The organism is Paraburkholderia heleia NBRC 101817 (assembly GCF_000739775.1).
GTDB classification, from domain to species: Bacteria; Pseudomonadota; Gammaproteobacteria; order Burkholderiales; family Burkholderiaceae; genus Paraburkholderia; species Paraburkholderia heleia.
This window is the reverse complement of record NZ_BBJH01000029.1, coordinates 50,748-65,234: the sequence shown is the minus strand read 5'-3', so window position 1 is coordinate 65,234 and position 14,487 is coordinate 50,748. Positions and strand designations below refer to the sequence as shown.

The following is a 14,487-nucleotide window of genomic DNA, read 5'->3' as shown; positions in this document are numbered from 1 at the left end:
GCTTCGTTACCGCAGGGATTTTCGTGTCTTAGTGCTTCAGGAAGTCGATCACCATGCGGTTAAAGGTTTCCGCATGCTCCCATTGCGCCCAGTGGCCGCATCGGTTGAACACATGCAGTTGCGCGTTCTGCATACCCGCGAGCAGACGCAGGCCGATATCCATCGGCACGAAGCGGTCGTCGCGGCCCCAGATCACAAGCGTGGGCGCGGCGATTTCGCCAAGTCGCGGACCATAGTCGCTGAACTGCTTCGGGAAGGCAGCGAGGCTCTTCACGAAGTTTTCCAGGTGGTCGCGGCGCGCGAGCATGTTGTCGAGCCGCGTTTGCATCAGCGCGTCGGTGAGCGCGCTCGCGTCGTACACGAACACGTTCATCATGCGCTTGAGGTTCTCGATGGTCGGATCGCGATAGAGACCTTGCAGCAGCTTGATGCCTTCTGTAGGCATCGGCACGAAGCTGCTCGGGCCGCCGGTGCCGCCGCCCATCAGCACGAGCTTGCCCACGCGCTGCGGATTCGCCAGTGCGAAAGCAACGGCGCTATGACCGCCCATCGAATTGCCGAGAATATGCACGCGCTCGATATCGAGCACGTCGAGCAGGCCCTTGAGCACGCGGCCGTTCAGGTCCGAGCGCGAACTCGTGCAAACGACCGGGTCGCTCTTGCTCCAGCCCGGGCAGTCCATCAGGATCACGCGGTAGCCCGCCGCGACGAGCGGTTCGACATTGCGGTTGAAGTTGGCCCAGCCGCTTGCGCCCGGACCCGAGCCGTGCAGCATCACGACGGTTTCGGCGCCGGCTCCCACGTCGTTGTAATGAATCTGGAACTCGACCTCGCCGTCCTTCACGCGTGCGAACCTGCTCGTCGAGGCTTCGGTGATTGCTTGTGCCGTACCCGTCATGATGACCATCCTCTAAAACGTAATAACCCATGCGGAGAAAGCGCATGCCCTCTCCCCTTCACATTCATGCGCCCTGTGCGCCCAACGCGCTGCGTTGCCTGAACGCCCCCACCACGCTGAGCGCGGCAAGCGCCGCGATCACGACGAGCGGAATGCTCGAGCCCACCAGCATCGACGGGCTCTGGCCGAGCGCGAACAGCTGGCCTGCCACGAGCGGCCCGAGAATCGAACCCAGACGCCCCACGGCCACTGCCGCGCCTACCCCCGTGCCGCGCACTTCCGTGGGGTACGCATGGCCGGCGAGTGCGTAAAGCACCGACTGCCCGCCCACGATAAAGAAGCCGCACAGCAGCCCGCCCACGGCCGTCGAGCTTGCGCCGCCCGCGCTTGCGAGCAGGGTGAGCGCCGCCACGATGCCCACGTACATGCCGATCACGGTGCCGCGGCGGCCAAAGCGATCCATGATCGTGGCGATCGCCACGGCACCGATGCCGCCGCCGATGTTGAACAGCATCAGCACGAGGTTCGACTGCACGCGCGTGAGGCCGCGTGCGAGCACCATCGAGGGCAGCCAGTTCATCAGGAAGTACAGCACGATCAAGGTGCCGAGGTAGCTGATCCACAGCGCAATCGTGGTACGCGCGCGACCCTCCAGCCAGAGCGCTTGCGTCACGCCTGGCGCGCCTTCCTTCGCGACCTTCGACGCTTGCGCGGCGACGAACTGCTGCGACTCGCGCAGGAACAGGCCAAGCAGCGGCACCATCACGATCGGCCCGAGACCGCCGACGTAGAACACGTGACGCCAGCCTGCATCCCCCGTGCCGAGCATGCCGATGACGGCCGCAATCGCCGCGCCGAACGGCATGCCGCAGTACATCGCGCCCACGGCCGTGCTGCGCTGCTGCTCACCCGCTGCCTCGGAGCACAGCGCGATCAGGTTCGGCATGGCCGCGCCAAGACCGAGTCCCGTAAGCAGACGCGCAACGAGCAGGCTTTCGAAATTCCACACCATGGTCGTGGCAAGCGAAAAGAGCCCGAACAGCGCCACCGACCACATGAGCACGCGCTTGCGGCCGAAGCGGTCGGCAAACCGCCCGCCCAGTGCCGCGCCCGGCAGCAGGCCGATTGCACCGGCGCTGAACGCCCAGCCCATTTGCGCGACGGCAAGATGAAACTCCTTCGCCATGCGCGGTCCCGCTACGCCCGCCGATTGCAGGTCCAATCCTTCGAGCAGCGCAATCGCCAGACACAGGGCGATGGTTGCCTTGCTGCTCGATCCACCTTCTCCAGCACTACTGTTTCGCGACGTCATAAAAAGTCTCCATGTGTATTTGCGAGCCGCTCTTTCCGGCGGCTATTTGTGGCGACGCCGCGCACCGCCCAAAGGCAATGCGCGGCGCGCTTGATCAGGACTGCAATGCCTGCTGGCGCTTTTTCAGATCGAGCGCCACGTCGACGATCATGTCTTCCTGGCCGCCCACCATCCGGCGCTTGCCCAGTTCGACGAGAATGTCCACCGTCTTCAGGCCGTACTTCTTCGCGGCCACCTCCGAGTGGCGCAGGAAGCTCGAATACACGCCCGCATAGCCGAGCGCGAGCGTTTCGCGGTCCACGCGAACCGGCCGGTCCTGCAGCGGGCGCACGATGTCGTCGGCGGCGTCCATCAGCGTGTAGAGGTCCGTGCCGTGGTTCCAGCCCATGCGCTCCGCCGCGCCGATGAACACTTCCAGCGGCGCGTTGCCTGCACCCGCGCCCATGCCCGCGAGCGACGCATCGATGCGGTCGCCGCCTTCTTCCACGGCGACGATTGAATTCGCCACGCCCAGCGAGAGGTTGTGATGCGCGTGCATGCCCGTTTGCGTTTCGGGCTTCAAAACGGCTTTCACTGCGCGAAAGCGGTCGCGCACGTCGTTCATCGTCAATGCGCCGCCCGAATCGACCACGTAAATGCAGGTCGCGCCGTAGCTTTCCATCTTCTTCGCTTCGATGGCGAGATTCTCCGGCGTCGTCATGTGGCTCATCATCAGGAAGCCCACCGTGTCCATGCCGAGTTCGCGCGCGTATTCGATGTGCTGCCTCGAAATGTCGGCTTCGGTGCAATGCGTGGCGATACGCACCACGCGTGCGCCGGCGTTGTACGCGGCCTTCAGGTCGTGGATCGTGCCGATGCCGGGCAGGAGCAGCGTGGCGATCTGCGCATGCGTGACCACTTCGGCCACGGCTTCGATCCATTCGAGGTCGCTGTGCGCGCCGAAGCCGTAGTTGAAGCTCGAGCCCTGCAGGCCGTCGCCGTGAGCGACCTCGATGCTGTCCACTTTTGCCTTGTCCAGCGCGCGGGCGATGTCCTGCACGTTCTGGATCGAGTACTGGTGGCGGATGGCGTGGCTGCCGTCGCGCAGCGTCACGTCGGAGATGTAGAGTTTCTTGCTCATGGTCTTAAGCTCCCTGCACGCTCAGAAGCGTCTGCGCCATGCGTTCGGCGGTGGCGAGCGCAGCGGAAGTCATGATGTCGAGATTGCCTGCGTAAGCGGGCAGATAATGCGCGGCGCCCTCCACTTCGAGGAACACCGAGGTCTTCAGGCCGCTGAACTTGCCGAGGCCCGGAATATTCAAGGGCGCACTGGCCGGAATCTCGTCGAACTGCACTTTTTGCTTCAGGCGATAGCCCGGCACGTAGGCGTGCACCTTCGCGACCATCTCTTCAATGGACTGCTCGACCTTCCCGCGGTCGGCCATTTCGGAAAGCGTATAAACCGTGTCGCGCATCATGACCGGCGGCTCGGCCGGGTTCAGCACGATGATGGCCTTGCCCTTCGCCGCGCCGCCCACCACTTCGATGGCCTTCGAAGTCGTTTCGGTGAACTCGTCGATGTTGGCGCGCGTGCCGGGACCTGCCGACTTGCTGCTGATCGACGCGACGATCTCCGCATAGTGGACCTTCGCGACACGCGACACAGCCGCGACCATCGGAATCGTGGCCTGGCCGCCGCACGTCACCATGTTGACGTTAGGCGCTTCGATGTGGGCGTCGAGGTTCACGACGGGCACGCAGTACGGGCCGATTGCGGCAGGCGTGAGGTCGATCACGCGAATCGACGGCTTGAACGCGCGCAGCAGCGCATCGTTCTTCACGTGCGCGCCAGCGGAAGTCGCGTCGAACACGAAGTCGATATCGCTGAACACGGGCAGGCGCGTGAGACCGGCCACGCCTTCGTGCGTGGTCGCAACGCCGAGGCGGGCGGCGCGCGCGAGGCCATCGGAGTTCGGGTCGATGCCGACCATCGCCGCCATTTCCAGATGCTTGCTGTTGCGCATGATCTTGACCATCAGATCCGTGCCTATGTTGCCGGAGCCGATGATCGCGGCCTTGAGTTTTTCGGAAGCCATATGAATTCCTGTGTCAGGCGGAGAAAGTCGCGCGAACGCTGCCGAGGCCTTCGATCTGCGCGGTGTACGTACCGGGTTCCTTCACGGCGACCATGGGGCCGAGCGCACCCGTGAGCACCACGTCGCCCGCACGCAGCGGCGTGCCGAGCTGCACCATGCGGTCGGCGAGCCACACGGCGGCGTTGAGCGGGTTGCCGAGGCACGCGGCGCCGTTGCCGCGCGAGAGCACTTCGCCGTCACGCGAGAGTTCCATCGCGCAAGCGCTCAAGTCGATCTGCGAGAGCGGCACCGGGCGGCTGCCCACCACGAAGCGCGCGCTCGACGCGTTGTCGGCCACCGTATCGACGAAGCGGATGTCCCAGTTCCGGATGCGGCTGTCCACCACTTCGATGGCTGCAAGCGCATAGGCGCTCGCGCGCAGGATATCGACGAAGGTGTGCTTTTCGAATGTGAGGTCGCGCTCCAGCACGAGCGCGATTTCCGCTTCCACCTTCGGCTGGATCAGTTGCGGGAGCGCAATCGCTTCAGCGTCTCCGCAAGCCATCGAGGCAAAGAGCGCGCCGAAGTCGGGCTGATCGACGCCCAGCTGCTTTTGCACGGCAAGCGACGTGAGACCGATCTTGCGGCCCACGATGCGCTCGCCTGCCGCCACGCGCAGGTCGACGTTGGCTTGCTGAACGGCGTAAGCGGTGGCGATATCGTCGATAGCGATCTCGCCGCGCACCGGCTCGATCACGTTGCGCGACGCTTCGGCTTCGTGCAGGCGCGCGGCCAGCGCCGCGACGAGTTTCGGATCTGACATGTTGATTCTCCGGAGTCCGTACTGTTCTATCGAGTCACGTCGGGCGTGGCATGCATGGTGGCGAAACCCGCAATCCACTCGGGAATTTCGCGGTAGTAATCGAGCGAAGCGCAATATGGGCCGTAGGCGGCCAGCGCGCCGAACGCCGCAACCCATGTGCGGATTTCGTGGGCCGATTTGCCTCCGTCGCGCGTGATGGCCGCATTCGTCATACCGTCCACGGAAGTCAACTCGCCCGATGCAAGCCGCGCGAGGAACGCGCGGTCCCATTCGGGATTGAGCGGATGCAACGGACTGTCGCCCGCCGTGAACGACTTCGCCGCGGCCACGGTGCGCGCCTGGCGTGCGGCACGCGAATCGGGCGTGGGGTTGCGGCCCGCGATCAGGCGTTCGGCCACTTCGGGCGGCGCGCCGATCAGTTCCGGCACCGGCGGCTCATGCGAAATGCCGCCCGAACCCACTACGAGTACGCGCTTGCCGCTGCGCGAGAAGAAGCGCCCGATGGCATCGCCGAGCAGGCGCGCACGGCGCAGCGTCGCCATCGGCGGCGCCACGGAATTGATGAATACCGGAATCACCGGGTAACGGTCGAGGCCGCCCGTGAGCACTTCCAGCGCCTGCGCGCAACCGTGGTCAACCTGCATGCGGTACGAAAGCGCTACGTCGATATCGGCGTCGAGCACGTTTTCGGCGAGCTGGTGCGCAAGTGCTTCGGGCACCGGCAGCGTGCCGGCCATGCTCCTGAAGTCGCCGATCGCTTCCGCGCGCGCGCCGATGCAGAACGGCGGCATCACGTCATAGAAGAAGCCGTTGAAGTGGTCGGGGGCGAACGCGACGATCACGTCCGGGTTGAAAGCCTCCACGCGTTCGCGCGCGGCGCGGCCTATACGTTCGACTTCCGCCACCACTTCAGGCTGCGGATCGAAATAGCCATGCAATGGCGTATGCGACAGACATTCGAGGTGAATCGGCATGCTCATGCTCCTGCTGTGCGCGCAGCGGCCACGCCGCGCACCGGACGGTTTTGCGGGGCAGCGGCGCTCGCCCCATGCAAGGCGGCTTCGGTCATGCCGAGCTTGCCTGCGAGTTCGACGATCGCGTCCGATACCTGTTGCGGCGTGCAAACGCCCGCGACGAAGCGGTCCGGGCGCAGCAGCACGACAGATTCGGGCAGGCGGCTGAACCACTCCTTCAGGCGGCCCTGCACGTCGCCGAGCGCGAGCACGTCCTCGGGCACATCGTCGGCGTATTCGAGCTGCACGTCGGGCTTCGCGAAGACGAAGCGGGCGCCAAGGCGCTCCCACAGCGCGCGGGCTTGCGGCGTGAGGCCGAAGGTCGGGTCCGCGCCCCAGGCCAGCACCGCGAAGCCGTTGCCGATCGCGTCGTCGAGGCGCACCACGCGGCCATCGGCAAGACGCACGCGCGGCTGGATGAACATGCGGCCCACGGGCGAGGCGGCGAGCGGATCGCGGCCATAGGCGAGGCGGCCGATCAGCGAGTCGCGCTTCTGGCTCATCAGGCCGAGCAGGCGGCCCGGCGCCGAGTTGCCGGAGCGTTCGAGCAGGCCTGCAAACCAGCCGCCCGTCTTTTGCGGCGGCGGCAGCAGCACGACGCCCGCTTCATAACGCGGCATCGGCTTGAAGCGCATTTCTACGAAGTAACGCTTGACCGAGGGGAACAGGTTCATGTGGCGCACGAACGTGTCGCGAAAGCGTGCGCCAAAGCGCGTGGTGGGCGCAAAGATATCGCCCGCCACTTCGGAGAGGTGGATCATCGAGCGCGCATGCGCGCGGCGCTCCACGGTATAGCTGTCGAGCAGACGGCCGTCGGCCTCGCCCTTCGCGACCATCGCGAGTTTCCAGCCCAGGTTGTTCGCGTCGCGAATGCCGCTGTTGTAGCCCTGGCCCTGCCATACGGGCATGATGTGCGCCGCGTCGCCCGCGAGCAGAACGCGGTCCACGCGGAACGTTTCGGCGAGGCGCGCGTTGTGCGTGTACACACGCTTGCGGATGTAGTCGACCTTGTCGGGGTCCGCCACCACCTTGCGGATGAGCGCGGCCATGTTCACGGGCTTCGAGAGTTCTTCTTCCGTCTCGCCCGGCATCACCATGAATTCGAAGCGGCGAATGCCGTGCGGCAGCGCAGCCGACACATACGGGCGCTGATGATCGCAGTGCATATAAATGTGCGGCGAGCCGATGGGGTCGTTGCGCACGTCCACCACGATCCATTGATTCGGCTTCGTGCGGCCTTCGAAGGGCACGTTCAGCGCACGGCGCACGAAGCTGTTGCCGCCGTCCGCGCCCACCAGGTACGCTGCGCGGATCTTGCGCCGCTCACCGTTCATGTCGCTCACGTCGATCGTCACACCCTGCGTGTCTTGCTCGAATGCGTCAACCGTGTGGCCGAACAGCACGTCCACATGCTCGAAGCGTGCGAGCCCTTCATACAGCACGCGGTCGGCGAGCGGCTGAATGAAGGCATTGCGGCGCGGCCAGCCGAATTCGTCGGTGCGCGGCTCGATCGACGCGAAGCAATGGCCGTCTTTCGTGACGAAACGCATCCAGTGGTCGGGCGTGGTGTGCGGCAGCAGCGCATCGGCGAGACCGATCGACTGAAACACCCGCAATGCTTCGTCATCCAGACCAATGGCGCGCGGATAGTCGATGATCTGGTCGAGCTTCTCGACGAGCGTGACACGCACGCCCTGCAGGCCGAGAATATTGGCGATCATGAGGCCGACCGGACCCGCGCCGATGATGGCGACGTCGGTGGCAATCTGGCGAGGGCGGATGGTATCCGCCACCTGGGCGAGGGGGGTGTTCATGTGTCTCCTTCTCGCGCGGCTTATGGAGCCGCTGCGAATGCTGACAGGGGGTGCCTGAAAACGGATCACCCGGTTGGACGTTTTGTCGCAGTCCGGTGAATGGAAGCGAGTCTAGGTTCCGCCCGATGCGCGCTCAACATTTTTAGAGAAATGTGCATAGAATGCACACAGTTGATTTTTAAGGCGTTTTTGATGACGAAGTATGCAAACGTGCGGGGGCTGGCGCGCGGCCTGCAGGTGCTCCAGGCGCTCAACGCCATGGAGAACGGGCGCGCCACGAGCCAGCAACTGAGCGAGGCGACGGGGCTGCACCGCACGACCGTGAGGCGCCTGCTGGAAACCCTGGTCGAGGAAAAATTCGTGCGCCGCAGCGCTTCCGACGACAGCTTTCGTCTGACGATGAACGTGCGCGGCCTGAGCGAAGGCTTCACCGACGACGAACTGATCGCGACCATCGCGCCGCCGATCATGGCGCAAATGCTCCAGCGCACCGTATGGCCATCGGACCTCACGACGCCCGATGGCGACTCCATGGTGATACGCGAAACCACGCACCGCTTCAGCCCGCTTTCGTTTCACCGCGCGATGGTGGGCCGCCGCCTGCCGATCCTGCTCACGGCGGCCGGCCGCGTGTACTTCGCGATGTGTCCCGAGGCGGAGCGCGAAGACATTCTCGAACTATTGCGCGCGGGGGCGGGCGGCGAGCAGCAGCAAAAGCTGGCTGGCGACAAGGCCTATATCCGCAATCTCGTGCGCCAGACCCGCGCGGACGGCTTCGGTTCGAACCACGGCGACTGGGCGGACCAGCGCAAGATCGGTGCGCTCGCAACGGCCATCGAGGCCCATGGGCGCGTGCTCGCGAGCCTGAACGTGATCTACCTGGAGCAGGCCATCCATCCGGCGGAGGCGGTGCGCCGCTTCGTGCCCGAATTGCAGCGCGCCGCGCAGGAAATGGTGGCGGCGCTGGAGACGCAGGAGGAAAACACGAAGCGTTAAGCTTCGTTTTCGCGCACGAGCTCGAACAACGCTTCGAGTTCCGCGGAATGCGGCTCTTTGCGCGAGACCATCAGCAGGTCGATAGTGGGCGGCTCGCCTTCGAGCGCTCGCGTGCAGATCGCGCTGCTCGTGAGCGACGAGACATACGCGGGCAGGAGCGCGTAGCCGAGCCCCATCCCCACGAGATTCAGATTGAGCAGAATATTGGTCGCGACCTGCGCCACCTTGCGCTGAATGCCGTGCGCCTCGCAATACGCCTCGACCACGCTGTGCACCTGCCCCGAGAACTGCGGATGCGTGCTGATGAACGGCTCGCCGCTCAGTTGCGCCGGTGCGATACGCTTTTGCTTCGCGAGCGGATGGTTGCACGGCAGCACCACCACGAGCGGCTCGGTCAGCACGACTTCGCTGCGCAAATCAGGCGAGACAACGGGCCGGCGCATGAACGCCACGTCGATATCGCCGCGCAATAGCGCCTCTTCCTGCTCGGCGGTGGGCAGACTGCGCAACTCGACATTCACCTCGGGAAAGCGCAAGCGCAAACGCGGCAAAATCACCGGGAAAACCCGGATCTCCGCGGCGGGCACGAAGCCGATCGTCACCGTCGCGCGCCCCTGCCCCACCTGGCGCGCGCGCGCCACCGCCCGATCGGCCTGCGCCACCACGAGGCGGGCCTCGGCAAGAAACACCTTGCCGGCGTCGGTCAATTCCACCTTGCGGCGCGTGCGCTCGAAGAGCGGCGTCCCCACTTCGTCTTCGAGATTGCGGATCTGCTGGCTCAGCGATGGCTGCGCCGTATGCAGGCGCTGCGCCGCACGCGTGAAGCTCAGTTCGTCGGCAACGGCAATGAAGTAGCGCAGGTGTCTCAGTTCCATGCTCGAATTATCGTTTCGAAGTCTTAGTGGCAACAAACAAAATATTTCACAATGGCAAAGCAAGCAACGATCATCCGTCTGCGTTCTCCGCCAAAAGGGGAATGCTGCCACGGAGGAGACTCGCATGTCCGCAATCATCGACATCGATGCACTTGTCGACGCGCAAAATGGCCGCGTCACGTCGTCGATCTATACCGACCCCGACATTTACGCGCTCGAACTCGAGCGTATTTTCGGCCGCTGCTGGCTCTTTCTCGCCCACGTCAGTCAAATACCGAAAGCCGGCGATTTTTTCAATACCTACATGGGCGAAGACCCCATCGTCGTGGTGCGCCAGAAGGACGGCTCGATCAAGGCCTTCCTCAACCAGTGCCGCCACCGCTCGATGCGCGTGAGCCACGCCGATTGCGGCAACACGCGCGCGTTCACGTGCCCGTATCACGGCTGGTCGTATGGCGTGGACGGCGCGCTCATCGACGTGCCGCTCGAACCGCGCGCCTATCCGCAGGGCCTGTGCAAGGAGCAATGGGGCTTGCAGGAAGTCACGCGCGTGGCCGTGTACAAGGGCCTTGTGTTCGGCAACTGGGACGCGAACGCGCCCGACCTCGAAGCCTATATGGGCGACATCGCCTGGTATCTGGACGGCGTGCTCGACCGCCGCGAAGGCGGCACCGAGATCGTGGGCGGCGTGCACAAGTGGGTGATCGACTGCAACTGGAAATTCCCGGCGGAGCAGTTCGCGAGCGATCAGTATCATGCGCTCTTCACGCACGCGTCGGCCATCGAAGTGCTCGGCGCGAAGGAAGGCGCAGCCGACAAGGCGCTGGGCGCCGGTCAAACGGCGCGCCCTGTGTGGGAGACCGCGAAAGATGCGCTGCAGTACGGCCAGGCGGGCCATGGCAGCGGCTTCTTCTTCACCGAGCAGCCCGACGCGAACGTGTGGGTGGACGGCGAAGTCTCGCAGTACTTCCGCGACACCTATGCCGAAGCCGAAGCGCGCCTCGGCAAGGTGCGCGCGATGCGCCTCGCGGGCCACAACAACATGTTCCCCACGCTTTCCTGGCTCAACGGCACGGCCACGCTGCGCGTCTGGCATCCGCGCGGGCCGAACCAGGTGGAAGTGTGGGCGTTCTGTATCGCCGACAAGGCCGCTTCCGATGAAGTCAAAGCCGCCTTCGAGCGCAGCGCCACGCGCGCGTTCGGTCCCGCAGGTTTTCTCGAGCAGGACGATTCGGAAAACTGGGCCGAAGTGCAGAAGGTGCTGCGCGGCAGCCGCGCGCGCAAAACGAAACTGTGCCTCGAAATGGGTCTCGGCAACGAGCGCATGCGCGAAGACGGCATACCTGGCATGACGAACTATATTTTCTCGGAGACCGCTGCGCGCGGCATGTACCGACGCTGGGCAGACCTGCTGATCTCCGAAACGTGGGACGAAGTGAACGAGCGTACTGCGCGCTACGAAGCGGAGGTGCTCAAATGAGCGAAGTCGCCGAAACGGTTTTCACGCCCGCGCGCGCGGGTCTCGAACTGCATCACGCAATCGAGCAGTTCCTGTTTGACGAAGCGGCGCTGCTCGACGGCTGGCGCTTTCGCGCATGGCTCGAATTCATGGCGAAAGACATCCGCTACACCATGCGCACGACCGTCAACGCGCAAACGCGCGACCGTCGGCGCGGCGTGCAGCCACCCACCACGTGGATCTTCAACGACACGCATTTCCAGCTCGAACGCCGCGTGGCGCGCCTCGAAACCGGCATGGCGTGGGCGGAAGAACCGCCTTCGCGCACGCGCCATCTCGTGACGAATCTGCGGGTGTTCACGACCGAAACGCCCGGCGAGTACGAGGCACAGGTGAACTACGTGCTCTACCGCTCGCAGAAGGAACGCGACGAGACGTTCTACGTGGGCCGCCGCATCGACCGCGTGCGCCGCGTGGAGGGCGCGCAAGGCTGGCAGGTGTGCAACCGTGAGATCACGCTGGACCAGGCGGTGCTCACTTCCCATAATCTGAGTGTGCTTTTCTGATCATGGCCCGTATTTTTGTCTGCCAGGACGACGCATTGTCCGACGGCGAAGCGATCAAGGTGGACGGCCCGTCCGCCGCGATCGCCGTATTCAAGGTGAACGGCGAGCTTTTCGCGCTGAACGACCGCTGCTCGCACGGCAACGCTTCGATGTCCGAAGGGTACGTCGAAGACGACGGCACTGTCGAATGTCCGCTGCATGCCGCACGTTTCTGTCTGAAGACGGGCGCGGCGCTGTGCCAGCCCGCGACCGAAGCGCTCAAGACGTTCCCCGTTACGCTCGTTGACGGCGCGGTGTTTGTCGACGTCCCGGAGGCCGCGTAATGGGCTGGCTCGATAACGAAGTCGCGCTGATCACGGGCGGCGGCTCGGGACTCGGCCTCGCGCTCGTCGAACGCTTTCTCGAAGAAGGCGCACGCGTGGCCGTGCTCGAACGCTCGGCCGGGAAAGTCGCGACGTTGCGCGAACGCTTCGCAACGCAACAGGTAGTTGCCGTGCAGGGCGACGTCACCTCGTACGCCGACAACGAGCGCGCCGTGCGCGCCGCCGTCGATGCGTTCGGCAAGCTCGATACCTTCATCGGCAACGCGGCGATCTGGGATCACGCTTCGAGCCTCGTCGATCTTTCGCCCGAACAGCTCGACAGTGGTTATGAAGAGCTTTTCTCGATCAACGTGAAGGGCTATCTGCTCGGCGCGAAAGCGGCGGCGCGCGCGCTCGTCGCGAGCGAAGGCAGCATGATCTTCACGCTCTCGAACGCCTCGTTCTATCCGGGCGGCGGCGGCCCCCTGTACACGGCGAGCAAGCACGCCGCCGTGGGCATCATCCGCCAGCTGGCCTATGAACTTGCACCGAAGGTGCGCGTGAACGGCGTCGGCCCGTGCGGCATGGCGAGCGATTTGCGCGGCCCCGCTTCGCTCGGCCAGCAGGACTTGCGCATCATGGATTCGCGCTCGCCCGAAGCGATTGCCGGCATCCTGCCGCTGCAGTTCTTCCCGCAGCCTGCGGATTTCACCGGGCCTTACGTGATGCTCGCCTCGCGCGTGAACAACCGCGTGCTGAGCGGCGTGATGATCAATGCGGACGCCGGCCTCGGCATCCGCGGCATCCGTCACGCTGCGGGCGGCCTGCATCTGTGAGGGGAAACGGATCATGAACGCCTCGACCATCGTCATCGTCGGTGCGGGCCAGGCGGGCGCGCTCGCCGCCGCCGAATTGCGCCAGCAAGGCTATGCGGGCCGCGTCGTGCTGATCGGCGAGGAAACGCACGCGCCGTATGAACGGCCGCCGCTTTCGAAGGATGTGCTGCTGCAACCGCAAACCGCGCGCTGCGCGATTCACGGCGAAGGCTACTACGCGGAGCAAAACATCGAGTTGAAGCTCGGCGTGGCCGTGACCGCACTCGACGCGCAGGCGCGTGTCGTCGTGCTCGCAAACGGCGAATCGATCGCCTTCGACGAACTGCTGCTCGCCACGGGCGCGCGCGTGCGGCGCCTGCCGATGCTCGACGCGCTGGGCGAAGGCGTCTACACGCTGCGCACGCTGGAGGACGCGCGACGCCTTGTGCCTGTGCTTGAACCCGGCAAGCGCGTACTGCTGGTGGGCGCGGGCGTGATCGGTCTCGAACTCGCTTCGAGCGCGGTCGATCTCGGCGCGCAAGTCACCGTGATCGAACAGGCCCCGCGTGCGATGGCGCGTTGCGCTCCGCCGCTGCTCACCGGGCATCTGTGCGATGTGCATCGCGCGCGGGGCGTGATACTGCATCTGGGCTCGCCGCTCGCGTCGGCCACTCGCGCAAACGGCGAACTCGTACTGACGCTCGAGGACGGCACGCGCATTACCGGCGATGCGGTGATCTACGGCATCGGCGTCGAACCGGAAACCACGCTCGCACAAGCGGCGGGATTGCGCGTCGATAACGGCATCGTGATCGATGCACAGTGCCGCACCTCGCACATGCACATCTACGCCGCCGGCGACGCCGCGAGCCAGTGGGACGAAACGAGCGGCCGCCACCAGCGCCGCGAAACGTGGGAGAACGCGAATCGTCAGGCGCAGACGGCCGCGCGCGCGATGCTCGGCCTCGAACCCGAAGCCGGGGAAGCGCCCTGGTTCTGGACCGACCAATGCGGCCTCAACATCCAGTTCGCGGGCGACATGGCTGCGCCTGAATGGCTCCTGCGCGGTTCGCTGGAAGCGCCGCCGTGCGTGCTGTTTGGTCTCGATGGCACAGGCGCGCTGGTTGGCGCGATCACCGTGAATCAGGGTCGCGACATGCGCAGCGCCAAGGCGTTGATCGGCAAACGCGCGCGCATCGCCCGCGAAGCCCTCGCCGATCCCGCGCAAAACCTGCGCAACCTGGCGCGCGAGTTCGTGTAAGACGAACGCCCGGAAACACGGCGTTTCGCCCGATTCGAGAAAAGCGCTTGCAAGCGCACGCGAGTGTCTCTATAATTCGCGCCTCGACAGGCTCGTAGCTCAGTTGGTTAGAGCACCACCTTGACATGGTGGGGGTCGTTGGTTCGAATCCAATCGAGCCTACCAACGAACATAGAAGCGAACACGCAGTAAAGAAGCTGTAGCTTGCAGCATCTTGTGAATGACGCATTCCCTCGCGGGTCTGCGTCATTTTCTTTTGGTGCGTGCTGATCACAACCGCGCACAACAGCGCACAACCA

The 14,487-nt window shown here is 64.9% G+C and carries 14 protein-coding genes and 1 tRNA gene; 7 read left to right on the top strand and 8 right to left on the bottom strand.

Annotation, left to right across the window (positions count from 1 at the left end; genetic code table 11):
- Positions 1–28 precede the first annotated feature (28 nt).
- The 7 genes from BHE01S_RS23250 to BHE01S_RS23220 all read right to left on the bottom strand — a co-directional run bounded on the left by BHE01S_RS23250 (position 29) and on the right by BHE01S_RS23220 (position 7,914).
- Positions 29–898: an alpha/beta fold hydrolase gene (locus BHE01S_RS23250; protein ID WP_042268290.1), complete on the bottom strand. Its 870-nt coding sequence runs from the start codon at positions 896–898 to the stop codon at positions 29–31.
- A gap of 64 nt (positions 899–962) precedes the next feature.
- Positions 963–2,210 carry a 3-(3-hydroxy-phenyl)propionate transporter MhpT gene (mhpT, locus tag BHE01S_RS23245; RefSeq protein WP_042268141.1) on the bottom strand — a complete coding sequence of 416 codons (1,248 nt, stop codon included), beginning with the start codon at positions 2,208–2,210 and terminating at the stop codon, positions 963–965.
- 94 nt (positions 2,211–2,304) lie between these two features.
- Entirely contained in the window at positions 2,305–3,330 is a 1,026-nt protein-coding gene (gene dmpG, locus BHE01S_RS23240; protein ID WP_042268139.1) for a 4-hydroxy-2-oxovalerate aldolase, read from the bottom strand.
- A 4-nt stretch (positions 3,331–3,334) separates the two neighbouring features.
- Positions 3,335–4,285, bottom strand: a complete 951-nt coding sequence (locus tag BHE01S_RS23235; protein ID WP_042268137.1) for an acetaldehyde dehydrogenase (acetylating) — start codon at positions 4,283–4,285, stop codon at positions 3,335–3,337.
- Between the two features lie 13 nt (positions 4,286–4,298).
- Positions 4,299–5,087: a 2-keto-4-pentenoate hydratase gene (gene mhpD / locus BHE01S_RS23230; protein ID WP_042268136.1), complete on the bottom strand. Its 789-nt coding sequence runs from the start codon at positions 5,085–5,087 to the stop codon at positions 4,299–4,301.
- Positions 5,088–5,113: 26 nt separating this feature from the next.
- The gene (locus tag BHE01S_RS23225) at positions 5,114–6,061 is read right to left on the bottom strand and encodes a 3-carboxyethylcatechol 2,3-dioxygenase (protein ID WP_042268287.1); all 948 of its coding nucleotides are present in this window, start codon (positions 6,059–6,061) and stop codon (positions 5,114–5,116) included.
- 2 nt (positions 6,062–6,063) lie between these two features.
- Positions 6,064–7,914, bottom strand: a complete 1,851-nt coding sequence (locus BHE01S_RS23220) for a bifunctional 3-(3-hydroxy-phenyl)propionate/3-hydroxycinnamic acid hydroxylase (RefSeq protein ID WP_042268134.1) — start codon at positions 7,912–7,914, stop codon at positions 6,064–6,066.
- 192 nt (positions 7,915–8,106) lie between these two features.
- Between BHE01S_RS23220 and BHE01S_RS23215 the strand changes: the two genes are divergently transcribed.
- Entirely contained in the window at positions 8,107–8,910 is an 804-nt protein-coding gene (locus tag BHE01S_RS23215) for a DNA-binding transcriptional regulator (RefSeq protein WP_042268131.1), read from the top strand.
- Here the strand turns inward: BHE01S_RS23215 and hcaR are convergent.
- Entirely contained in the window at positions 8,907–9,785 is an 879-nt protein-coding gene (gene hcaR, locus BHE01S_RS23210) for a DNA-binding transcriptional regulator HcaR (protein ID WP_042268128.1), read from the bottom strand. The two genes, BHE01S_RS23215 and hcaR, sit on opposite strands and share 4 nt — an antisense overlap.
- Before the next feature lie 124 nt (positions 9,786–9,909).
- Here hcaR and hcaE point away from each other — a divergent pair, with 124 nt between their 5' ends.
- The 6 genes from hcaE to BHE01S_RS23180 all read left to right on the top strand — a co-directional run bounded on the left by hcaE (position 9,910) and on the right by BHE01S_RS23180 (position 14,353).
- The gene (hcaE, locus tag BHE01S_RS23205) at positions 9,910–11,265 is read left to right on the top strand and encodes a 3-phenylpropionate/cinnamic acid dioxygenase subunit alpha (RefSeq protein ID WP_042268127.1); all 1,356 of its coding nucleotides are present in this window, start codon (positions 9,910–9,912) and stop codon (positions 11,263–11,265) included.
- Complete coding sequence (gene hcaF, locus BHE01S_RS23200; RefSeq protein WP_042268125.1) at positions 11,262–11,810, top strand: 3-phenylpropionate/cinnamic acid dioxygenase subunit beta; 549 nt, start codon at positions 11,262–11,264, stop codon at positions 11,808–11,810. The genes hcaE and hcaF overlap by 4 nt, the downstream gene beginning before the upstream one ends.
- Positions 11,811–11,812: 2 nt before the next feature.
- Positions 11,813–12,133 carry a 3-phenylpropionate/cinnamic acid dioxygenase ferredoxin subunit gene (gene hcaC / locus BHE01S_RS23195; protein WP_042268123.1) on the top strand — a complete coding sequence of 107 codons (321 nt, stop codon included), beginning with the start codon at positions 11,813–11,815 and terminating at the stop codon, positions 12,131–12,133.
- On the top strand, positions 12,133–12,948 hold the full coding sequence (gene hcaB, locus BHE01S_RS23190; protein ID WP_042268122.1) for a 3-phenylpropionate-dihydrodiol/cinnamic acid-dihydrodiol dehydrogenase: 816 nt from the start codon (positions 12,133–12,135) through the stop codon (positions 12,946–12,948). Before hcaC ends, hcaB begins: the two co-directional genes overlap by 1 nt.
- Positions 12,949–12,961: 13 nt before the next feature.
- The gene (hcaD, locus tag BHE01S_RS23185) at positions 12,962–14,188 is read left to right on the top strand and encodes a 3-phenylpropionate/cinnamic acid dioxygenase ferredoxin--NAD(+) reductase subunit (protein ID WP_042268119.1); all 1,227 of its coding nucleotides are present in this window, start codon (positions 12,962–12,964) and stop codon (positions 14,186–14,188) included.
- A gap of 88 nt (positions 14,189–14,276) precedes the next feature.
- Positions 14,277–14,353: transfer RNA gene (locus BHE01S_RS23180), tRNA-Val, on the top strand.
- Positions 14,354–14,487 lie beyond the last annotated feature (134 nt).